Source organism: Sphingomonas sp. (assembly GCF_036402235.1).
Classification (GTDB): Bacteria; Pseudomonadota; Alphaproteobacteria; order Sphingomonadales; family Sphingomonadaceae; genus Sphingomonas.
Window position 1 is genome coordinate 60,067 of record NZ_DASWTG010000050.1, and the last position, 20,064, is coordinate 80,130.

At 67.0% G+C, this 20,064-nt stretch carries 18 protein-coding genes; 9 read left to right on the forward strand and 9 right to left on the reverse strand.

Going from position 1 to position 20,064, the window contains the following annotated elements; all coding sequences use genetic code 11:
* Nucleotides 1–152: 152 nt before the first annotated feature.
* The 4 genes from VGD28_RS10135 (at nt 153) to VGD28_RS10150 (ending at nt 3,888) form a co-directional block, all read left to right on the forward strand.
* Complete coding sequence (locus VGD28_RS10135; RefSeq protein ID WP_331028219.1) at nt 153–1,358, forward strand: hydrolase; 1,206 nt, start codon at nt 153–155, stop codon at nt 1,356–1,358.
* A complete protein-coding gene (locus VGD28_RS10140; protein WP_331028220.1) occupies nt 1,355–2,365 on the forward strand; it encodes an arginine N-succinyltransferase in 1,011 nt (336 codons plus the stop codon). The genes VGD28_RS10135 and VGD28_RS10140 overlap by 4 nt, the downstream gene beginning before the upstream one ends.
* The gene (locus VGD28_RS10145) at nt 2,352–3,608 is read left to right on the forward strand and encodes an N-succinylarginine dihydrolase (RefSeq protein ID WP_331028221.1); all 1,257 of its coding nucleotides are present in this window, start codon (nt 2,352–2,354) and stop codon (nt 3,606–3,608) included. The genes VGD28_RS10140 and VGD28_RS10145 overlap by 14 nt, the downstream gene beginning before the upstream one ends.
* A gap of 64 nt (nt 3,609–3,672) precedes the next feature.
* Nucleotides 3,673–3,888: a hypothetical protein gene (locus tag VGD28_RS10150; RefSeq protein WP_331028222.1), complete on the forward strand. Its 216-nt coding sequence runs from the start codon at nt 3,673–3,675 to the stop codon at nt 3,886–3,888.
* 90 nt (nt 3,889–3,978) lie between these two features.
* Here VGD28_RS10150 and VGD28_RS10155 read toward each other — a convergent pair whose 3' ends face one another.
* The 8 genes from VGD28_RS10155 to VGD28_RS10190 all read right to left on the reverse strand — a co-directional run bounded on the left by VGD28_RS10155 (nt 3,979) and on the right by VGD28_RS10190 (nt 12,790).
* The gene (locus VGD28_RS10155) at nt 3,979–5,988 is read right to left on the reverse strand and encodes an acetyl/propionyl/methylcrotonyl-CoA carboxylase subunit alpha (RefSeq protein WP_331028223.1); all 2,010 of its coding nucleotides are present in this window, start codon (nt 5,986–5,988) and stop codon (nt 3,979–3,981) included.
* Nucleotides 5,988–6,233: a hypothetical protein gene (locus VGD28_RS10160; protein WP_331028224.1), complete on the reverse strand. Its 246-nt coding sequence runs from the start codon at nt 6,231–6,233 to the stop codon at nt 5,988–5,990. Before VGD28_RS10160 ends, VGD28_RS10155 begins: the two co-directional genes overlap by 1 nt.
* Nucleotides 6,230–7,222 carry a biotin synthase BioB gene (gene bioB / locus VGD28_RS10165; protein WP_331028225.1) on the reverse strand — a complete coding sequence of 331 codons (993 nt, stop codon included), beginning with the start codon at nt 7,220–7,222 and terminating at the stop codon, nt 6,230–6,232. Before bioB ends, VGD28_RS10160 begins: the two co-directional genes overlap by 4 nt.
* Nucleotides 7,219–7,575 carry a hypothetical protein gene (locus VGD28_RS10170; protein WP_331028226.1) on the reverse strand — a complete coding sequence of 119 codons (357 nt, stop codon included), beginning with the start codon at nt 7,573–7,575 and terminating at the stop codon, nt 7,219–7,221. The genes bioB and VGD28_RS10170 overlap by 4 nt, the downstream gene beginning before the upstream one ends.
* Complete coding sequence (scpA, locus tag VGD28_RS10175; protein WP_331028227.1) at nt 7,572–9,710, reverse strand: methylmalonyl-CoA mutase; 2,139 nt, start codon at nt 9,708–9,710, stop codon at nt 7,572–7,574. Before scpA ends, VGD28_RS10170 begins: the two co-directional genes overlap by 4 nt.
* Nucleotides 9,711–9,824: 114 nt before the next feature.
* Nucleotides 9,825–10,601, reverse strand: a complete 777-nt coding sequence (locus tag VGD28_RS10180) for an enoyl-CoA hydratase-related protein (protein WP_331028228.1) — start codon at nt 10,599–10,601, stop codon at nt 9,825–9,827.
* 122 nt (nt 10,602–10,723) lie between these two features.
* The gene (gene mce, locus VGD28_RS10185; protein ID WP_331028229.1) at nt 10,724–11,143 is read right to left on the reverse strand and encodes a methylmalonyl-CoA epimerase; all 420 of its coding nucleotides are present in this window, start codon (nt 11,141–11,143) and stop codon (nt 10,724–10,726) included.
* A 120-nt stretch (nt 11,144–11,263) separates the two neighbouring features.
* Nucleotides 11,264–12,790: an acyl-CoA carboxylase subunit beta gene (locus VGD28_RS10190; RefSeq protein WP_331028230.1), complete on the reverse strand. Its 1,527-nt coding sequence runs from the start codon at nt 12,788–12,790 to the stop codon at nt 11,264–11,266.
* A 101-nt stretch (nt 12,791–12,891) separates the two neighbouring features.
* Here VGD28_RS10190 and VGD28_RS10195 point away from each other — a divergent pair, with 101 nt between their 5' ends.
* Together VGD28_RS10195 and VGD28_RS10200 are read left to right on the forward strand one after the other, a co-directional pair.
* Entirely contained in the window at nt 12,892–14,286 is a 1,395-nt protein-coding gene (locus VGD28_RS10195) for a helix-turn-helix domain-containing protein (RefSeq protein ID WP_331028231.1), read from the forward strand.
* Nucleotides 14,287–14,484: 198 nt separating this feature from the next.
* Entirely contained in the window at nt 14,485–15,498 is a 1,014-nt protein-coding gene (locus VGD28_RS10200; RefSeq protein WP_331028232.1) for an ATP-dependent DNA ligase, read from the forward strand.
* 3 nt (nt 15,499–15,501) lie between these two features.
* Here VGD28_RS10200 and lepA read toward each other — a convergent pair whose 3' ends face one another.
* Entirely contained in the window at nt 15,502–17,310 is a 1,809-nt protein-coding gene (gene lepA, locus VGD28_RS10205) for a translation elongation factor 4 (RefSeq protein WP_331028233.1), read from the reverse strand.
* Between the two features lie 65 nt (nt 17,311–17,375).
* Here lepA and VGD28_RS10210 point away from each other — a divergent pair, with 65 nt between their 5' ends.
* The 3 genes from VGD28_RS10210 (at nt 17,376) to VGD28_RS10220 (ending at nt 19,993) form a co-directional block, all read left to right on the forward strand.
* Complete coding sequence (locus VGD28_RS10210; protein WP_331028234.1) at nt 17,376–17,843, forward strand: phosphoglycerate mutase family protein; 468 nt, start codon at nt 17,376–17,378, stop codon at nt 17,841–17,843.
* A 115-nt stretch (nt 17,844–17,958) separates the two neighbouring features.
* The gene (locus VGD28_RS10215; RefSeq protein WP_331028235.1) at nt 17,959–18,927 is read left to right on the forward strand and encodes a CsgG/HfaB family protein; all 969 of its coding nucleotides are present in this window, start codon (nt 17,959–17,961) and stop codon (nt 18,925–18,927) included.
* A 112-nt stretch (nt 18,928–19,039) separates the two neighbouring features.
* The gene (locus VGD28_RS10220; RefSeq protein WP_331028236.1) at nt 19,040–19,993 is read left to right on the forward strand and encodes a YncE family protein; all 954 of its coding nucleotides are present in this window, start codon (nt 19,040–19,042) and stop codon (nt 19,991–19,993) included.
* Nucleotides 19,994–20,064: the final 71 nt, after the last annotated feature.

Genomic DNA, 20,064 nt, shown 5'->3' on the forward strand with positions numbered 1-20,064 from the left:
GGGGCGTGTCAACTTCGTCCACCACCTCGCGCACGCGTGGCAGTGTGACTTTTGGGACTTTCCAGCACCGCTACCGCCGAACCCGTATCACAGGAAACTTTCCTGTCGCCGGGGGTTCACCCGCCGCAGATCACCCGATACACCTGCCGCGCATGGCCCTTACCGCAATCGAAACCGCCGCGATCGAGCATGCCCGTGCGGCGCCGATGCTGGCCCAGGTCGAGCGCTGGGTCGCGGTCAACAGCGGCACGCGCAACCTTTCCGGCCTCGCGACGATGGCGGAGATGCTCGCCAGCGCCTTCGCCGCGCTGCCCGGTGAGTTGACCCTCGTCGAGCCAGCTCCGGTCGAGACGGTTGACGGCAAGGGCGACGTCCTCGCCCTCGCGCACGGCCGCCATCTGCATCTGCGCGTACGGCCCGAAGCGCCCGTCCAAATGCTGTTCACCGGCCATATGGACACCGTCTTCCCCACCGATCACCCCTTCCAGACCGCCGCGTGGATGCCCGATGGCCACCTCAACGCCCCCGGCGCCGCGGATATGAAGGGCGGCCTGTCGCTGATGCTCGCCGCGCTCCGGGCAGTGGAGGCGACGCCCGCCGCTGAACGCTTCGGCTATGAGGTGGTGATCAACTCGGACGAGGAGACTGGCTCCTTCGCCTCCACCGCGCTGATCGCACAGGCCGCTAAGGGCAAGGCCGCCGCGCTCACCTACGAGCCTGCCCTGCCCGACGGCACGCTCGCCGGAGCCCGCGGCGGCACCGGCAATTTCTCGATCGTGGTGCGCGGCCGCGGCGCCCATGCCGGCCGCAATCCAGAGGAAGGCCGCAACGCCATTGTCGCCGCCGCCGACCTTGCTCTCCGGCTTGCCGCGGCGAAGGGCGACGGGCTCGCAGTCAATCCCGCCCGGATCGAGGGCGGAGGTCCCAACAATGTCGTGCCCGACCTCGCCATCCTGCGCGTCAACTTCCGTCCCGCCTCGGCCGAAGCCATCGCCCGCGCTGCCGCGACGGTTGAGACAGCAAGCGCTGAGGTCGCCGCCACGCACGATGTGCACGTTCATGTCCATGGCGGCTTCAACCGCCCGCCCAAGCCGCTCGACCCGGCCGCCGAGCGCCTGTTCGGCCTGGTCAAGCAAGCCGGCGCCGATCTCGACATCCCCGTCGCGTGGAAAGCCACCGGCGGGGTGTGCGACGGCAACAACATCGCCGCCTGCGGCGTGCCTGTGGTGGACACCATGGGCGCGCGGGGCGGCGCGATCCACAGTGCGGAGGAATTTCTGATCCCCGAAAGCCTGCCCGAGCGCGCCGCGCTCTCCGCCCTCACTATCCTCCGCATCATTGACAAAGGCAGCGTATGAGCTTCCTGATCCGCCCCGCCCGCGAGGACGATCTCCAGGCGCTCTATGAGATGGCCAAGCTCACCGGCGGCGGCTTCACCAACCTGCCGCCTGAGAAACCTGCGCTGCGCGCCAAGCTCGAACGCAGCGCGCTCGCCTTCGGCCGCGCCGACGATGCGCTCAAGGACGAGCTGTTCGTGCTGGTGCTCGAGAATGTCGAGACTGGCGAGGTGCGCGGCACCTGTCAGATCTTCACTCAGGTCGGCCAGCGCTGGCCCTTCTACAGCTACCGCCTCGGCATCGAGACCAAGCACAGCGAGGCGCTCGCCCGCACCTTCCGCGCCGAAATCCTGAGCCTGACCAACGATCTCGAAGGCTGCAGCGAAGTCGGCGGCCTGTTCCTCCATCCGGGCGAGCGCGCCGGGGGGCTCGGTATGCTGCTCGCCCGCAGCCGCTATCTGTTCATCGCGATGCACCGCGCCCGCTTCGCCGACCGCATCCTCGCGGAGCTGCGCGGCGTGATCGACGAGGCGGGCGGCTCGCCCTTCTGGGACGGTGTCGCGGGCCGCTTCTTCGGGATGAACTTCCAGCAGGCCGACGAATTCAACGCGATCCACGGCAACCAGTTCATCGCCGATCTGATGCCCAAGCACCCGATCTACACCGCGATGCTCACCGAAGGCGCGCGCAGCGTGATCGGCCTGCCCCACCCCTCCGGCCGCGCCGCGATGCGGATGCTCGAGCATGAGGGTTTCGCCTTCGAGAACTATATCGACATCTTCGACGGCGGCCCGACGATGACTGCACGCACCGATCAGGTGATGACCGTGCGCGATTCCCGAACAGACAAGGTCGCCGAGGTCGCCGACGGCGGTAGCGCAAGCATCATCGCCCGCGGCCGGCTCGGCGACTTCCGCGCCTGCCACGGGCGCATCGGGCTGAGCGACGGGGGAGTCACGGTGGACGGCGCCTCCGCATCGATCCTCGGCGTCGAGCCGGGGCAGGAAGTCCGTCATGCCCCGCGTTGAGATCAACTTCGACGGGCTGATCGGCCCCAGCCACAATTATGCGGGCCTCAGCCCCGGCAATCTCGCCGCGACCCGCAACAGCGGCGCTGTCTCGCAACCACGCGCCGCCGCGCTGCAGGGCATCGCCAAGATGCGCGCCAACCTCGCGCTTGGCCTCACCCAGGGCATCCTCCTGCCCCATGCCCGTCCTGACCATCGCTGGCTGGATTCGCTCGCAACCCGTTACGCCGATGCCGCCCCGCATCTTCAGGCGCAGGCGCTGTCCGCATCCTCGATGTGGGCGGCGAACGCCGCCACCGTCTCGCCCGCACCCGACACCGCCGATGGCCGCTGCCACCTTTCGGTGGCGAACCTCGTGACGATGCCCCACCGCAGCCATGAATGGCCCGGCACGCTGGCGCAGCTCCGCATCGCCTTCGCCAACGACGCTTTCCGCGTCCACGGCCCGGTCCCGGCCCCGTTCGGCGACGAGGGTGCGGCCAATCACATGCGCCTCTGCCCCGAGCATGACGCGCCCGGCATCGAGGTGTTCGTCTACGGCGTCTCCGGCGGTCCCTTCCCGGCCCGCCAGCACCGCGAGGCCAGCGAAGCCGTGGCCCGCCGCCACGGCCTCGACCCGGCGCACACCCTGTTCGTCCAGCAGTCCGAAGCGGCCATCGCCGCCGGCGCCTTCCACAATGACGTAGTCGCGGTCGCCAATGGCCGCGTCCTCTTCGCTCACGAACAGGCCTTTGCGGAAAGAGACGTCTTCTACGGCGACCTTCGCCGCCTGATGCCCGAGGTCGAGATCGTCGAGGTGCCCGCGTCCGCCGTCAGCCTCGCCGACGCCATCGCCTCCTATCTGTTCAACGCTCAGCTGGTGACGCTTCCCTCGGGCGAGACAGCGCTGATCCTCCCGACCGAGGCGCGCGACACGCCGAGCGTGTGGCAGTGGCTCCAGGCCCATGTCGCCGGCAACGGGCCGATCCGGCACCTCGAGGTGGTCGATGTGCGCCAGTCGATGGCCAATGGCGGCGGACCCGCCTGTCTGCGCCTGCGCGTCGTCGCCGATCCTGCGACGATCGACCCGCGCTTTCTGGTCGACGACAACAAGCTCGATCGCATCGCGGAACTGGTCCAGGTGCGCTGGCCCGAAACCATCGCGCAGGACGAGATCGGGGACCCTGCCCTCATCGCCCGCATCGAGGCCGCCCGGGCGGCTCTGTTCGATCTGCTCGGAACTGTCGAATTAATTGACAGCTAACCCTATCCGTTAACGTGAAACCGCGGATTTCTGCGGCTGGTCCGGTTCTTGCTTAACGATCAGCATGTTCGCCCGCGTCAAACGGCTGTTCACGATCAAGACCCGCTTCGAAGCGTTCATGGTGATCTACGCGCTCGGCGTCGGCGCAGTCGATCGCGGCATCCACTATCTCGAGCAATATCCAGGCATGGGCGGCTGGATGCTGTTCGCGGCCTGCCCCATTGCCGTGTTCATGGCCGGCGCGCGGATCCTGGATTCGCTCGACGCAGGGCTGGAATAGCGGTGCCACCGTGCTCCTGCGAAAGCAGGAGCCCAGAGACACAAGCGGCCGGGTTGCCGTACTGTGCTCCTGCCTTCGCAGGAGCACACATCACTCGAATTCCAAAATCGCCGCGTCCACCGCCAGGCTCTCGCCCGCTCCGAAATTCACCGCCTTCACCACACCCGCCTTCTCGGCGCGCAGGATGTTCTCCATCTTCATCGCCTCGACCACCGCGAGCGGCTGCCCCGCCTCGACCTTGTCGCCCGCCGCCACCTCGACGCGCGTCAGCAGCCCCGGCATCGGCGCGAGCAGGAAACGGCTCATGTCCGGCGGGATCTTCTCGATCATGTGCTTCGCCAGCTCGGCGACCCGCGGGCGATAGACATCCACCCGGTGTGCAGCCCCCCGCGTCGTCAGCACCCACCCGGTCCGTGTCTTCGCAACCCGCACCGCCAGCTCGCCGCCATCGCCGTGCACCACCGCGATCCGGTCGCCGGGATTCCATTCGACGCCGCCCTCGATCAGTTCGCCATCTACCACCGCGCCATCGCCCAGCGTCACCTCATGGGCGATTGCGCCCATGCGGACCACCCAGTCGCATCGCGCCAGCGGCATCGCGCCAAGCTGCCCCGAGATCATCGATGCGCGCTCGGCCTGGCGCCAGGTCAGCACCGCTGCCAGCGCGGCGAGCCGCCGTGTCAGCATCGCATCGGCCGGTGCCCCCTCGAAGCCCTCGGGATATTCCTCGGCGATGAACCCGGTGGTCAGTTCGCCCGAGCGGAAGCGCGGATGCTGCATCAGTGCCGAGAGGAAATCGATATTGTTGCCCAGCCCCTCCAGCTCGAACCGGTCGAGCGCCGCGACCTGCAGGTCGGCGGCCGCGTCGCGCGTCTGCCCCCAGGTGATCAGCTTGGCGATCATCGGGTCGTAGAACATGCTGACCTCACCGCCCTCGGCCACGCCGTCGTCGACGCGAACATAGCCTTCCCCACCGACCTCGTCATAAGGCGTGTCCTGCGCCGCGGGCGGACGATAGCGCACTAGCCGCCCGGTCGAGGGCAGGAAGCTGCGATACGGGTCCTCGGCATAGATGCGATTCTCGATCGCCCAGCCGGTGAGCTTGACGTCATCCTGCCCAAAAGCGAGCTTCTCGCCCGCTGCGATGCGGATCATCTGCTCGACCAGATCCAATCCCGTGATCGCCTCGGTCACCGGATGCTCGACCTGAAGCCGGGTGTTCATCTCGAGGAAGTAGAAGCCGTCGCCGGTCTTGTCGGCGCCGCTGACGATCAGCTCGACCGTTCCCGCCGAATAATAGCCCACCGCCCGCGACAGCGCGACCGCCTGCTCGCCCATTTTCCGGCGCATCTCGGGGCTGACGAAGGGTGACGGCGCCTCCTCGACCACCTTCTGGTGCCGCCGCTGGATCGAACATTCCCGCTCGCCGAGATAGACGATGTTGCCATGCTGGTCGCCCAGCACCTGGATCTCGATATGGCGCGGGCTCTCGATGAACTTCTCGATGAACACGCGGTCGTCGCCGAAGCTCGCCAATCCTTCGCGCTTGGTCGCCTCGAACCCCTCGCGCACGTCCTGCTCGCTATAGGCCAGCCGCATCCCCTTGCCGCCGCCGCCGGCCGATGCCTTCATCATCACCGGATAGCCGATCTCGGCCGCGATCTTCACCGCATGCTCGGTATCGTCGATCACCCCGACGAAGCCGGGCACCACGTTGACGCCCGCTTCCTTGGCGAGCTTCTTGGACTCGATCTTGTCGCCCATCGCCGCGATGGCATTGGGCGGAGGCCCGACGAACGCGATGCCCGCCTCGGCGCAGGCCTTGGCAAAGCTCTCGCGCTCCGACAGAAAGCCATAGCCGGGATGGATCGCATCCGCCCCGGTCGCCTTGGCCGCGGCAAGGATCAGCTCGGCCTTGAGATAGCTCTCCGCCGCCGGCGCCGGCCCCAGCCGCACGCTCTCATCGGCCATCCGCACATGCGGCGCGTGCGCGTCCGCGTCCGAATAGACCGCGACCGTCGCGATCCCCATCCGCTTGGCGGTGCGGAACACGCGGCAGGCGATCTCCCCGCGATTGGCGACCAGGATTTTTTTGAACATCAGGTTCGATCTCGCATGAACTTTTGGAAGTAGAGCCAGAGGACGAGACCTGACCCGATCACTGTGCCCGGCACGATCAAAAAATCGGCGATGACTACAGCTCGGTAAGTGCCAGTGCTGGAATCCCAAAAACTCAGATACCACAACGCTGCGACGGCGAGCGTGACCAGCGACAGGACCATGCCGAGCAGGAAGCAGCCGATATAGCGCCAGTTCCTGGAGGCGACCCCATCGGCGTAGCTCACTCCGCCGCCTCCAGCTCCACCTTCACCTCGCCTTGCATCGGCCGCATCCCCAGCCGCGCGAACAGCGCCGCGTCCTTGTCGTCGCCGGCATTGTCGGTGGTCAGCAGCTTGTCGCCGGTGAAGATCGAATTCGCCCCCGCCATGAAGCACAAGGCCTGGGTCGAATCGCTCATGCTCTCGCGGCCTGCGCTCAACCGCACCATGCTCTGCGGCATCGTGATCCGCGCCACCGCGACGGTACGAACGAACTCGATCTCGTCGATCTTCGCCAACGGCGTATCGGCCAGCATGTCGCCCAGCACCGTACCCTTGACCGGCACCAGCGCGTTCACCGGCACGCTCTCGGGATGCTTCGGCAGCGTCGCCAGCGCGTGGATGAAGCCCACCCGGTCACCGCGCGTCTCGCCCATGCCGACGATGCCGCCGCAGCACACGTTGATCCCCGCCTCGCGCACATGATCGAGCGTCTCGAGCCGGTCCTCGAACGTCCGCGTGGTGATGACCTCGCCATAGCGCTCGGGCGAGGTGTCGATATTGTGGTTGTAATAATCCAGACCCGCCTCGGCGAGCATCGCCGCCTGCTTTTCGCTGAGCATCCCCAGCGTCATGCAGGTCTCCATGCCCATGCCCCGCACGCCCTTCACCATCTCGACGATGGCGGGCATGTCGCGGTCCTTGGGGTTGCGCCACGCCGCGCCCATGCAGAAGCGCGACGAGCCGTTGTCCTTGGCCTGTGCCGCCGCCTGAAGCACCGCGCGCACGTCCATCAGCTTGGTGGCTTTCAGGCCCGTCTCGGCATGAGTGGACTGGTTGCAGTACCCGCAATCCTCCGGACAGCCGCCGGTCTTGATCGACAGCAATGTCGAAAGCTGCACCTCGTCCGCCGCGAATTGCGCGCGATGCACCTCCGCCGCGCGGAACAGCAGTTCGGGGAAAGGCAGGTCGAACAGCGCAGCGATCTCGTCGCGGGTCCAGTCGGTACGGATCATTTTAGAATCGCCGATGAAAAGGTTTGGATGAACGCGCCGAGCCCGAGCGCGAGGAAGAAAGTCGCGGCGATCAGGCCGTAGCGCACACTTCGGGCCGTCTTGGCATGCGGCACGGGTTTCACCTCGATCGAGGCGAGCGAACCCGCCATCAACAGGCTGATCACGCCGGCGAGGCCGATCGCGGCGAGGATGATGATGACGCGGCGAGGATCGAGCGCCGTGCCGGAACCGTCCAGAAATGCGAACACGCCGCCGATCGACACCAGCGAGATGCCGGCCAAATGCTTGAAATAGTCATAGGCGCGGGCGAACGGCATCTCGCCTCCCCGCTGCGGCTCGTCTTCGTCGATCATGCGGCTGCTTCCTCCTCGGGCGGCAAATTATGCCCGAGGAGCGTCAACACCTCCGCGGCGGCATTTACAAGGTTCGTTCCGGGCCCGAAGATTGCCTGCACCCCCGCGTCGCGCAGGAACTGATAGTCCTGCGCCGGGATCACCCCGCCCGCGATCACCTTGATATCCGCTCGGCCCGCGTCGCGCAGATGCCCGATCAGCTCGGGGATCAGCGTCTTGTGCCCCGCGGCAAGGCTTGAGGCGCCGACCACATCGACATTCTCCGCCAGCGCCAGCTCGGCGGCTTCCCTCGGCGTCTGGAACAGCGGCCCCGGCACCACGTCGAAGCCGAGGTCGCCGAACGCTGAGGAGACGAGATTGGCACCGCGATCATGGCCGTCCTGCCCCATCTTGGCGACCAGCATGCGCGGCTTGCGCCCCAGCCGCCGCTCGGTCGCCGCCACGCCGTCCTTCAGCCGCTCCCAGCGCACGTCCTCGGCATAGGCGCCGCCATAGATGCCCCGTACCGGCGTCGGCACGGTGCCATGGCGGCCGAACACGTCCTCCATCGCCAGGCTGATCTCGCCCAGCGTCGCGCGATGCCGCGCCGCCTCGACCGCCAGCGCCAGCAAATTCTCCCTGCCCCGCGCGCCCTCGCGCAGCGCATCGAGCGCGGCCTGGCACTTGGCCTCGTCGCGCGACGCCTTCACCTTGCGGATCCGCGCGATCTGCGCCTCGCGCACCGCATGATTGTCGACATCGAGGATGTCGATCGGGTCTTCCTCGGCCTTGCGGTACTTGTTGACTCCGACGATCACCTGCTCGCCGCGGTCGATCCGCGCGGCGGTGGCGGCCGAGGCTTCCTCGATCATCGCCTTGGGCCAGCCCGCGGCGACCGCCTTGGCCATCCCGCCCTCGGCCTCGACCCGCTCGATGATCGCCCACGCCTTGTCGACCAGCTCCCGAGTCAGCGCCTCGACATAGTAAGAGCCGCCCAGCGGATCGACGACCTTGGTCATCCCCGTCTCTTCCTGGATCACGATCTGCGTGTTGCGCGCGATCCGGGCGGAGAAGTCGGTGGGCAGCGCGATCGCCTCGTCGAGCGCGTTGGTGTGCAGGCTCTGCGTCCCGCCCAGCATCGCCGCCATCGCCTCGATCGTGGTGCGGATGACGTTGTTGTACGGATCCTGCTCAGTCAGCGACACGCCGCTGGTCTGGCAGTGCGTGCGCAGCATCTTGCTGCGCTCGTCCTTCGCCCCCAGCTTCGTCATCACGCGATGCCACAACACCCGTGCCGCGCGCAGCTTGGCGACTTCCATGAAGAAGTTCATGCCGATCGCGAAGAAGAAGGAGAGCCGCCCGGCGAACTTGTCGATATCCAGGCCCGAGGCCACCCCGTATTTCACATATTCCATGCCGTCGGCGATGGTGAAGGCGAGCTCCTGCACCTGGGTCGCTCCGGCCTCCTGCATATGATAGCCGGAGATCGAAATGCTGTTGAATTTCGGCATGTTGGCCGATGTATATGCGAAGATGTCCGAGATGATCCGCATGCTCGGCTCGGGCGGGTAGATATAGGTGTTGCGGACCATGAACTCCTTCAGGATGTCGTTCTGGATGGTCCCGTCGAGCTGGGCCTGGGGCACGCCCTGCTCCTCGCCCGCGACGATGAAGAAGGCCAGCACCGGGATCACCGCGCCGTTCATCGTCATGCTCACCGACATCTCGCCGAGCGGGATGCCGTCGAACAGGATCTTCATGTCCTCAACGCTGTCGATCGCCACGCCCGCCTTGCCGACATCGCCCGGCACGCGCGGATGGTCGCTGTCATAGCCGCGGTGCGTGGCGAGATCGAAGGCGACGCTGAGCCCCTTCTGCCCCGCGGCGAGGTTGCGGCGATAGAAGGCGTTGGATTCCTCGGCGGTCGAGAAGCCGGCATATTGCCGGATCGTCCACGGCCGCCCCGCATACATCGACGCGCGCACCCCGCGCGTGAACGGCGCGAAACCCGGGAGGCCCGGATCGGCGGTCACGTCCTCCGCGGTATAGAGCGGCTTGACGTCGATCCCCTCGGGTGTGTGCCAGGTCAGGTCACGGCCCTTCACTTCCTTGTCGGAAAGCGCCTTCCACGCATCCAGGGTCGGCCGGTCAGTCATTATGCGTCCCAAAGTCCGTTCGTGCTGAGCTTGTCGAAGCACTGCACTTCTTCACTGCGGCCGAAGGGAAAGACAGCCCTTCGACAAGCTCAGGGCGAACGGTTGAAAAGCCAGTCATCGCCCCTTGAACTCCGGCGCGCGCTTCTGGAGGAATGCCGTCACTCCCTCCCGGAAATCCTCGGTCTTGCCCGCAATGCGCTGGTGCCTCGCCTCGATCCCCAGCGTCTCGGAAAGTGTGCTGTTGAGCGCGGCCTTCACCTGATCGCGGATCAGGCCAAGCGCCACGGTCGGCTTGGCGGCGAGCGTTGCGGCGATGCCTTGGGCGGTCGCCATCAGTTCGTCGTCCTCCACGACACGCGCGACCATGCCGGCGTCCTTTGCTTCCTGCGCACTCAGCCGCTCGCCGAGCAGCGCCATCTCCAGCGCCTTGGCGCGGCCCGCCGACTTGGCGACCAGCCAGGTGACGCCGCAATCGGGCACCAGCCCGATGTTGGAGAAGGACAGCAGGATATAGGCCGATTTCGCCATCACCACGATGTCGCCGCCCAGCGCCATCCCCGCGCCCGCGCCCGCCGCGGGACCATTGACCGCGGTGACGACCGGCACCGGGATCTTCGACAGCGCCTCCGCCACCGGATTGTAGAAGCGCTCGACATTGGCGCCACCGTCATTCGGCCCGTCGCCCCGCGCGGCCAGGTCGGCGCCCGAGCAGAAGGCACGCCCCTCGCCGGTCAGCAGCACCGCGCGCGCGCCCTCGTCCGCCGCGCGCCACAGCGCATTGCGCAGCAGGATCAGCATGTCCGGGGTGACTGCGTTGAGCTTGTCCGGCCGGTTGAGCCGGATCGTCGCGACGCCGTCGGTCAGCTCGTAGAGAACCGTGTCTTCAGACATATCCCAAAACCCTTTCGTCACCCCGGCCTCGTGCCGGGGTCCACGCCGTCACACCCAATGCCCTCGCCATAGACGCCATCGCGTGACGCCCGGTGGCCCCCGGCACAAGGCCGGGGTGACGGTCAGTGGCTCTCACGCGGCGACTCCATGATCTCGGTGAGCACGCCGCCCATGTCCTTGGGGTGGACGAAGAAGATCAGCGTCCCGTGCGCCCCGATGCGCGGCTCGCCCAGCACCTTCGCGCCCTTGGCCTCGAACCACGATTTGGCTTCGTAAATATCGGGCACCTCGTAACAGACATGATGCTGCCCGCCCGCCGGGTTCTTGGCGAGGAAGCCATGAATCGGCGAATTCTCGCCCAGCGGCTCGATCAGCTCGATCTGGGTATTGGGCGTGTCGACGAAGCACACCTTCACCCCCTGCGCGGGCAGGTCGAACGGCGTGTGGATCGTCTCCGCGCCCATCACGTCGCGATAGAAGGCGACCGACGCCTCGATCGAAGGCGTCGCGACACCGATATGGTTGAGCCGGCCGAGTTTCATTGGCCTTCTCCCGACAAGAACAAGACTTCGTCACCCCAGCGAAAGCTGGGGTCTCTCACGGTTGGCACCAATCGCTTGCCGCACGAGATCCCAGCTTTCGCTGGGATGATGGTTGGGCCATCACAGCGGAATATTGTCATGCTTCTTCCACGGATTCTCGAGGCTCTTGTTCCTCAGTTTCCGTAGCCCCAGCGCGATCCGGCGGCGGGTCGAGTGCGGCATGATCACCTCATCGACAAAGCCCTTGCTCGCCGCGACGAACGGGTTGGCGAAGCGTGCCTCATATTCCGCGGTGCGCTCGGCGATTTCCTCAGGCGTCTTGCCGCGGAAGATGATCTCGACCGCGCCCTTGGCCCCCATCACCGCGATCTCGGCTGTCGGCCAGGCGTAGTTCAAGTCCCCGCGCAGATGCTTCGACGCCATCACGTCATACGCCCCGCCATAGGCCTTGCGCGTGATCACCGTGATCTTGGGCACTGTCGCCTCGGCATAGGCGAACAGCAATTTCGCGCCATGCTTGATGATGCCGCTATGCTCCTGCCCGACGCCCGGCAGAAAGCCCGGCACGTCGACAAAGGTCACGATCGGGATCTCGAACGCGTCGCAGAAGCGCACGAACCGCGCCGCCTTCTTCGACGAGTTGATGTCGAGCACGCCCGCCAGCACCATCGGCTGGTTGGCGACGATGCCGACGGTGCGCCCCTCGATCCGGCCGAAGCCGATGATGATGTTGCCCGCATGGCTCGGCTGAAGCTCGAAGAAGTCGCCCTCGTCCACCGTCTTCCGGATCAGCTCGTGCATGTCATAAGGCTGGTTGGCCGAGGGCGGGATCAACGTGTCGAGGCTGTCCTCAAGCCTGTCCCACGGGTCCTCGCACGGCCGCTCGGGCACGGAATCGCGGTTGCTGGCGGGAAGGAAGTCCACGAAGTCGCGGGCCGCGAGCAGCGCCTCGATATCGTTGTCGAAGGCCACGTCGGCGACCCCCGACTTCGTGGTATGCGTCACCGCTCCACCCAAATCCTCCTGCGTGACGATCTCGTTGGTAACGGTCTTCACTACATCGGGTCCGGTGACGAACATGTATGAGCTGTCCTTCACCATGAAGATGAAGTCGGTCATCGCTGGGCTGTACACGGCACCACCCGCGCACGGCCCCATGATCAGGGAAAGCTGCGGCACCACGCCGCTCGCCAGCACGTTGCGCTGGAACACCTCGGCATAGCCGGCAAGGCTCGCGACGCCCTCCTGGATGCGCGCGCCGCCGCTGTCGTTCAGGCCGATCACGGGCGCGCCGACCTTCATCGCCATGTCCATGATCTTGCAGATCTTCTGCGCGTGCCGCTCGGACAGCGATCCGCCGAACACGGTGAAGTCCTGGCTGAACACGAACACCAGCCGCCCGTTGATCGTGCCGCTGCCGGTGACCACGCCGTCGCCCGGAACGACCTGATCGGGCATGCCGAAATCGACGCAATTGTGCTCGACATACATGTCGAGCTCCTCGAACGATCCCTCGTCGAGCAGCACCTCGACCCGCTCGCGCGCGGTGAGCTTGCCCTTGGCGTGCTGCGCGTCGATGCGCTTCTGCCCGCCGCCCAGCCGTGCCGCGGCGCGGCGGCGCTCGAGTTCCTCGATCGTCGAAGACATGATTCTGCTCCTTGGCCGGGTGCCTTCACAGGACACGGGCTCCGGCGCAAATGCAATGTTGCGAAGTTGCATCGTTCATATCCGCAGATATGATGCGGGACATGGAACAGCCGCGCCGCCGTCTTTTCGCCGGAGCCCGCGTCCGCGACCTGCGCAAGCGCCTCGCCTTGCCGCAGGCGGCGATGGCGACGCGGCTCGGCGTCTCGGTCAGCTATCTCTCGCAGATCGAGAATGAGGAGCGCCCGCTCACCCCGCCGGTGCTGATCGCTCTCGCTCGCGAATTCCCGCAGGAGTGGCGCGATGTGGGCGACGATCATCACGTTTCCGATCTGGTCCGCGCGATCGAGGCCGGCACCGATTCCAGCATCCCCGGCGGCGCGCTCGACGAAGCCGCGGTGCAGCGCGGGGTCGAGAAGCACCCGGCCCTCGCCCGCCGCATGGTCGCGCTGCACGACGCCTGGCGCCGCAGCCAGGCCCAGCTTCGCGTTCTCGACGACAAGGTGGAAAGCGGCGCCGGCGCGGCCGGGTCGCTGCCTTGGGAGGAGGTCCGTGACTGGTATCAGGCGGAGGGCAACTATATCGACGTGCTCGACCGTGCCGCCGAAACGCTGGTGGAGAATCTCGACGACGCCCGCGGCATCGAGGGCCGCCTGCGCTCGACGCACGGCGTGAAGATCGAGGAAGCGCGCGACGACGACACCCGCCTCTCACGCTTCGCCGCCGACAGCCGCCGCCTCGTCATCAGCGGCGTGCTCCCGCCCGAAAGCCGCGCCTTCCTGCTCGCGCACCGGCTCGCGGTGCTCGAGTTCGGCGAGCAGATGCGCGCGGTGAGCCAGACGAGCGGCCTCGCCTCCCCCGCCGCGCGCGAACTGCTGTCGCTCGGCCTCGCCAACTATGCCGCGGGCGCGCTGCTGATGCCCTACAACCGCTTCCGCGATGCGGCGCGCGCCGTGCGGCACGATATCGACCGGCTGCGCCAGCGCTTCGGCACCAGCTTCGAGCAGACCTGCCACCGCCTCTCCACGCTCCAGCGGCCCGGCGCGCAGGGCATCCCCTTCTTCTTCTGCCGCGTGGACATGGCGGGCAATATCACCAAGCGCCATTCGGCGACGCGGCTGGAGTTCGCGCGGTTCGGCGGCGCCTGCCCGCTCTGGGTGGTGCACGAAGCAGTGGCGATCCCCGACCGCGTCCTCGTCCAGCTGGCCGAGATGCCCGACGGCGCGCGGTACGTTTCGATGGCCAAGGGGCTGGTCAAGCCCTCCGCCAGCTATGCCCGCCCGCCGCGCCGCTACGCCGTGGCGCTGGGGTGCGAGGAGATCCACGCGCCCGACTTCGTCTATGCCGACGGCCTGCGCACCGGCGGCATCGCCACCCCGATCGGCACCAGCTGCCGCATCTGCCCGCGCGCCGACTGCGACCAGCGCGCATTCCCGCCGGCGGCGAGCGAGATCCGCATCGACCCCGACGTCCGCGCCCCGGTGCCCTACGCGTTCTGACGAAACGACCTGGATCGACCAGCCAACTAAATCCTCCCCCGCCAGGGGGAGGTGGCAGGCGCAGCCTGACGGAGGGACGGCGACCGACGAGCGGCTCGCTTCCTCCCCCTCCGTCGCCTTCGGCGCCACCTCCCCCCGCCAGGGGGAGGATTGGAACTCGCGCCGCAAACGTGCGTCTCCCCCGCAAAAGGAGACAGGATGGACGCCGCGCCTTTCGCCCCGATGGAAGCCAGGCTCGCCGAGGCGCTGCCCGATCCGCCCGGCTGGCAGTATGAGCCAAAATGGGACGGCTTCCGCGCGATCGCGGTGCGTGAGAGCGACGCCATCGCGATCTGGTCCAAGTCGGGCAAGCCGCTCGGCCGCTACTTCCCCGAGATGCTCGAAGCGCTCGCGACCATCCCTGAGAAGCGCTTCATCCTCGACGGCGAACTGGTCATCCCGATCGGCGACCGCCTCTCGTTCGATGCATTGCAGGCGCGGCTGCATCCCGCAGCCTCGCGCATCGCGAAACTCTCGGTCGCGACGCCCGCGCAACTCATCCTGTTCGATTGCCTGCGCCTTGGCCCCGACGAGCTGCTCGACACACCGCTCGCCCAGCGCCGCGAACGGCTTGAGGCGCTCCACAAGCGCATCGAATCGCCCGCGCTGATCCTGTCCCCTTGCACCCCCGACCGCGCCGCTGCCGAAGCCTGGCTGGCCCGCACCGGCGGCGCGCTCGACGGGGTGATCGCCAAGCCGCTCAACGCGCCGTACCAGCCCGGCGAGCGCGCGATGGTCAAGGTCAAGCAGCTGCGCACCGCGGACTGCGTCGTCGGGGGCTATCGCACCGATGCCAAGGGTCTGGTGGTCTCGCTGCTGCTGGGCCTCTACGATGATGACGGCAAGCTAGACCATGTCGGCTTCACCGCGGCGATCCCCGCCAGGGAGCGCGCCGCGCTCAAGCGCAAGCTCGCGCCGCATCAGGGCGAACCCGGCTTCACCGGCAACGCCCCTGGCGGCCCCAGCCGCTGGACCGGCGGCAAGGCGCGCGATTACGTGAAGCTGCGCCACAAGCTGGTCGCCGAGGTCCGCTACGACCAGGTCACCGCCGGCCGCTTCCGCCACGGCACGCGCCTGCTCCGCTGGCGCCCCGACAAGGCGCCCGAGCAATGCACCCGCGACCAGCTCGTGCGCGAGCTCAAGCCCGCCGAGCTGCTCGCGCTGATTGGCTAAGGCTTATTCCTCGCCCATCCGCAGCGCGGCGATGAAGGCTTCCTGCGGGATGCTGACCGATCCATACTCGCGCATCTTCGCCTTGCCCTTCTTCTGCTTCTCCAGGAGCTTGCGCTTGCGGGTGGCGTCGCCGCCATAGCATTTCGCGGTGACGTCCTTGCGCATCGCGCTGATCGTCTCGCGCGCGATCACCTTGCCGCCGATCGCCGCCTGGATCGGAATCTTGAACAAATGGCGGGGAATCAGCTCCTTGAGCCGCTCGACCATGCCGCGTCCGCGCACCTCGGCCGTGGCGCGGTGGACGATCATGCTCAGCGCGTCGACCGGCTCCTCGTTGACGAGGATGCCCATCTTCACCAGATCGCCCTCGCGATAGCCGATCTGCTCGTAATCGAAGCTCGCATAGCCCTTGGAAAGGGACTTCAGCCGGTCATAGAAGTCGAACACCACCTCGTTCAGCGGCAGCTCATAGGTCACCTGCGCACGGCCGCCGACATAGGTCAGGTTCTTCTGGATGCCACGCCGGTCCTGGCACAGCTTCAGGATCGAGCCGAGATACTCGTCGGGCACATAGATCACCGCCTGGATCCACGGCTCCGCGATGCTTTCGATCTTGTTCGGCTCGGGCATGTCGGCGGGATTGTGCAGCTCGATATGCCCGCCGCCATGCGTAAGCTCGATCTGGTACACCACGGACGGCGCCGTGGTGATCAGGTCTAGATCATATTCGCGCATCAGCCGCTCCTGGATGATCTCCAGATGCAGCAGGCCCAGGAACCCGCAGCGGAAGCCGAAGCCCAAAGCCGCCGAAGTCTCCATCTCGAACGAGAAGCTGGCATCGTTCAGCCGCAGCTTGGAAATGCTCTCGCGCAATTTCTCGAAGTCGTTGGCGTCGACCGGGAACAGGCCACAGAACACCACCGGTTGGACTTCCTTGAAGCCCGGCAGCGGCTCGGACGCCGGCTTCCGGGCGTCGGTCAGCGTGTCGCCCACGCGCGCCTGCGCCACTTCCTTGATCTGCGCGGTGATGAAGCCGATCTCGCCCGGCCCCAGGTCGGGCAAATTCTCGATCTTGGGCCGGAAACAGCCGACGCGGTCGATCAGGTGAGTCGTCCCGCTGGCCATGAACTTGACCTGCTGGCCCTTGCGGAGCGTCCCGTCCATGACGCGAACGAGGATCACCACGCCCAAATACGGATCGTACCAGCTGTCCACCAGCATCGCCTTCAGCGGTGCATCGGGATCGCCCTTGGGCGCCGGGATGCGCTCGCACACCGCATTCAGGATCTCGTCGATGCCGATGCCGGACTTGGCCGATGCCAGCACCGCGTTCGAGGCATCGATGCCGATGACCTCCTCGATCTCGTGCCGCACCTTTTCCGGCTCGGCGCTGGGCAGGTCGATCTTGTTGATCACCGGCACGATCTCATGATCATGCTCGATCGACTGGTAGACGTTGGCGAGCGTCTGCGCCTCCACGCCCTGCGCCGCGTCGACCACCAGCAGTGCCCCCTCGCACGCGGCGAGGCTGCGGCTCACCTCATAGGCGAAATCGACATGCCCGGGCGTGTCCATCAGGTTGAGGACGTAATCCTTGCCGTCCGGCCCCTTCCAGTCGAGGCGCACGGTCTGCGCCTTGATGGTGATGCCGCGCTCCTTCTCGATATCCATATTGTCGAGCACCTGGGCGGACATCTCGCGCTCGGCCAGGCCGCCGGTGCGCTGGATAAGGCGATCGGCCAGCGTCGACTTGCCATGGTCGATGTGCGCGATGATCGAAAAGTTGCGGATACGGGAAAGGTCGGTTGCCATGATTCCGCGCGCCTAGCAGGGGTAAAGGGTCTTGCGAAGTGGCTTGCGGTAGGACAGCTAGCGGCATGCGCAATTTAATCCTCGCTCTCGCCGCCCTGATCGCCCTCCCCGCCTTCGCGCAAGACGCGCCGATCTATGTCACGCGCCACTACGACACGCCCGCCGGCGAGGCCGATCCCGACCTGACCGCTCAGGGCAAGGCGCGCGCCAGCCAGCTCGCTTCATGGTTCTACGGCCGCACGCTCAAGGCGATCTATGTCAGCGACTTCAAGCGCACGCGCCAGACCGTTGCGCCGCTCGCGGCGGTGGTCGGCGTCACGCCCGAAACCTACGATCCGCGCGATACCCCAGCGATCGTCGCCCGCGCCCGGGCAGCCGGCGGCCCCGTTCTCATCGTGGGCCACAGCAACACCGTCCCCGATCTCGTCGCCGGACTCGGCGGGAAGCGGCCGGACGAGCTCAAGCATGCGGATTTCGGCGATCTCTGGACGATCGAGGGCGGCTCGACCGAGCGCACGAAGATCGAGAACTGACCCCGGACAGGGGTTAGCGTTACCCCATCTGAGCCGCCGATTGCGGACTCGAAACTATTTCCACCGTCTGCGGGATCGGCTATTTCGGCGCGACTGGTAACAGGGGAAGAAATCGATGTTGAAGTCTCCCGCGGTGGCTTTCACCGCGCTCGCGCTGTGCGTTTCCGGCCCAGCGGCCGCCCAGCGACTCGCGAAGCCCAGCAGCGGCCAGAAGCTGCAGGAAGCGACCATGACAGACGTGCCGCGCTGCACCCGCAAGCTCGGCACCCTCTCGGTCGTCGATGGCGACGATCCGCGCCCCTGGACCCAATATTCGCTGGCTTCGCCGCAGAAGCTGCTCAAGGTTCTCGTCCAGCGCTCGGGCTGCTTCAACCTGGTCGATCGCGGCAGCGGGCTGCAGGCGGCCGAGCGTGAGCGCCAGATCGGCGGCCATCTCGGGCTGCAGCGCGGCTCGAACGTCGGCCAGGGCCAGATCAAGGCGGCGGACTATGTCATGGTCGCGGAGATTCAGGGCGCCAACAGCAATGTCAGCGGCAGCGCCGCCGGCGGGCTGATCGGCGGGCTGGTCGGTGGCCGTCTCGGCGGCCTCGCGGCGGGTCTTCGCAGCAAGAAGATGGAGGCGAACACCCTCCTCTCGATCACCAACGTCCGCACGACCGAGACGATCGCGACGACCGAAGGCTATGCCGCCAAGAACAACCTCGCATTCGGCGGCGGCGGCGCGGTCGGCATCTTCGGCGGCGGCCTCGGTGCGGTCGGCGGCGGCTATGACAACACCGACATCGGCCGGATCGTCACGCTGTCGTTCATCCAGGCCTATACCAAGCTGGTGACCGAGCTCGGTCTCGTGCGCCCGGGCGACGAGGGCACGGCGCAGGCCGCGCCGGCCAAGACTTTCACCGCCCAGCGCCCGGTCGCGCTGCGCGCCACCGCTGCGGCGGGCGGCAAGCTGATCCGCACGCTGCCGGCCGGCGCGACGGTCTATCCCACCGGCAACAAGAACGGCCTGTGGTGGGAGGTCGCCGACGAGAACGACAATGTCGGCTGGGTGCTCAACACCGGGCTTGCGCCGTCCCAGCATTAAGGCGCTCGCGCAGTTCGCCAGGAAGGCCCGCTCCGCTGCGGTGGAGCGGGCCTTTTTGCTTGCGGGGCCAAGCCGAAACGCACAGTCTCCCGCCGTCAAGCCGGAGAGAAAGATGCGCCGCCTGATCCTCACCGCCGCCCTGCTCGCCACCGCCGCCATCCCCGCCGCCGCTCGCGACCTGCTGCTGGTCGGCAACAAGGGCGAGGACAGCTTCGGCATCTACGACCTCGCCGACGGCAAGCAGCTGGCGAAGTTGCCCACCGGCAGTCAGCCGCACGAGATCGCCGTGATGGGCGACGGCACCCAGGCCGCGGTCGTCAACTATGGCGGCACCACCATCGACATCATCGACCTCGATCCTCTCGGCAAGGTCGCCACGATCGAGCTTTCGCCCAACAAGCGTCCGCACGGCCTGCTCTGGATGCCGAAGAGCGAGCGGCTGATCGCGACGACCGAGGGCAGCAATTCGGTCGCGATCGTCGAACCGGACGGCAAGATCACCTCGATCGCCACCGGGCAGCAGGGCTCGCACATGGTCGCGCTGCTGGGCGAAGAGCGTGCGTTCGTCGCGAATATCGGATCGGGAACGGTCAGCGTGCTCGACCTCAAGGCCAACGCCAAGCTGCGCGATCTGACGGTCGGCGGCAAGCCGGAGGGGGTCGCGGTCGCCGGCGGCAAGGTCTTCGTCGGCGATCTCACCGCCCCGCGCCTCAGCGTGTTCGACGCCGCAACCTATGAGAAGCTCGGCGAGCTCGCGATCGACGGCAACGCGATCCGCGTCATCGCCAGTCCGGACAGCAAGACCGTCGCGACCAGCAACGTCGACAAGGGCACGGTTACGCTGGTCGACGCCACGACTCACAGCGTGCTGCGCAGCTTCCCCGTCTCCGGCGATCCGCAGGCGGCGCAGGTCACGCTGATCTGGTCGCCGGACGGCAAGCGCCTCTACGCCGCCGAAACCGCGCGCAACCAGATCGCCGAGATCGATGCGGACACCGGCAAGGTGCTGCGCCGCATCGACGTGGGCAAGAATGGCGACGGGCTCGCGGTGACGAAGGTGGACTGATTAAGGTCAATCCTCCCCCGCCAGGGGGAGGTGGCGCGCGAAGCGCGACGGAGGGGGAGGACTCGAGCCGC

What these genes read in the sequence shown, in the direction of transcription:
- VGD28_RS10135 (WP_331028219.1), top strand. Translation starts at nt 153, where the DNA reads ATGGCCCTTACCGCAATCGAAACCGCCGCGATCGAGCATGCCCGTGCG.
- VGD28_RS10140 (WP_331028220.1), top strand. Translation starts at nt 1,355, where the DNA reads ATGAGCTTCCTGATCCGCCCCGCCCGCGAGGACGATCTCCAGGCGCTC.
- VGD28_RS10145 (WP_331028221.1), top strand. Translation starts at nt 2,352, where the DNA reads ATGCCCCGCGTTGAGATCAACTTCGACGGGCTGATCGGCCCCAGCCAC.
- VGD28_RS10150 (WP_331028222.1), top strand. Translation starts at nt 3,673, where the DNA reads ATGTTCGCCCGCGTCAAACGGCTGTTCACGATCAAGACCCGCTTCGAA.
- VGD28_RS10155 (WP_331028223.1), bottom strand. Translation starts at nt 5,988, where the DNA reads ATGTTCAAAAAAATCCTGGTCGCCAATCGCGGGGAGATCGCCTGCCGC.
- bioB (WP_331028225.1), bottom strand. Translation starts at nt 7,222, where the DNA reads ATGATCCGTACCGACTGGACCCGCGACGAGATCGCTGCGCTGTTCGAC.
- VGD28_RS10170 (WP_331028226.1), bottom strand. Translation starts at nt 7,575, where the DNA reads ATGATCGACGAAGACGAGCCGCAGCGGGGAGGCGAGATGCCGTTCGCC.
- scpA (WP_331028227.1), bottom strand. Translation starts at nt 9,710, where the DNA reads ATGACTGACCGGCCGACCCTGGATGCGTGGAAGGCGCTTTCCGACAAG.
- VGD28_RS10180 (WP_331028228.1), bottom strand. Translation starts at nt 10,601, where the DNA reads ATGTCTGAAGACACGGTTCTCTACGAGCTGACCGACGGCGTCGCGACG.
- mce (WP_331028229.1), bottom strand. Translation starts at nt 11,143, where the DNA reads ATGAAACTCGGCCGGCTCAACCATATCGGTGTCGCGACGCCTTCGATC.
- VGD28_RS10190 (WP_331028230.1), bottom strand. Translation starts at nt 12,790, where the DNA reads ATGTCTTCGACGATCGAGGAACTCGAGCGCCGCCGCGCCGCGGCACGG.
- VGD28_RS10195 (WP_331028231.1), top strand. Translation starts at nt 12,892, where the DNA reads ATGGAACAGCCGCGCCGCCGTCTTTTCGCCGGAGCCCGCGTCCGCGAC.
- VGD28_RS10200 (WP_331028232.1), top strand. Translation starts at nt 14,485, where the DNA reads ATGGACGCCGCGCCTTTCGCCCCGATGGAAGCCAGGCTCGCCGAGGCG.
- lepA (WP_331028233.1), bottom strand. Translation starts at nt 17,310, where the DNA reads ATGGCAACCGACCTTTCCCGTATCCGCAACTTTTCGATCATCGCGCAC.
- VGD28_RS10210 (WP_331028234.1), top strand. Translation starts at nt 17,376, where the DNA reads ATGCGCAATTTAATCCTCGCTCTCGCCGCCCTGATCGCCCTCCCCGCC.
- VGD28_RS10215 (WP_331028235.1), top strand. Translation starts at nt 17,959, where the DNA reads ATGTTGAAGTCTCCCGCGGTGGCTTTCACCGCGCTCGCGCTGTGCGTT.
- VGD28_RS10220 (WP_331028236.1), top strand. Translation starts at nt 19,040, where the DNA reads ATGCGCCGCCTGATCCTCACCGCCGCCCTGCTCGCCACCGCCGCCATC.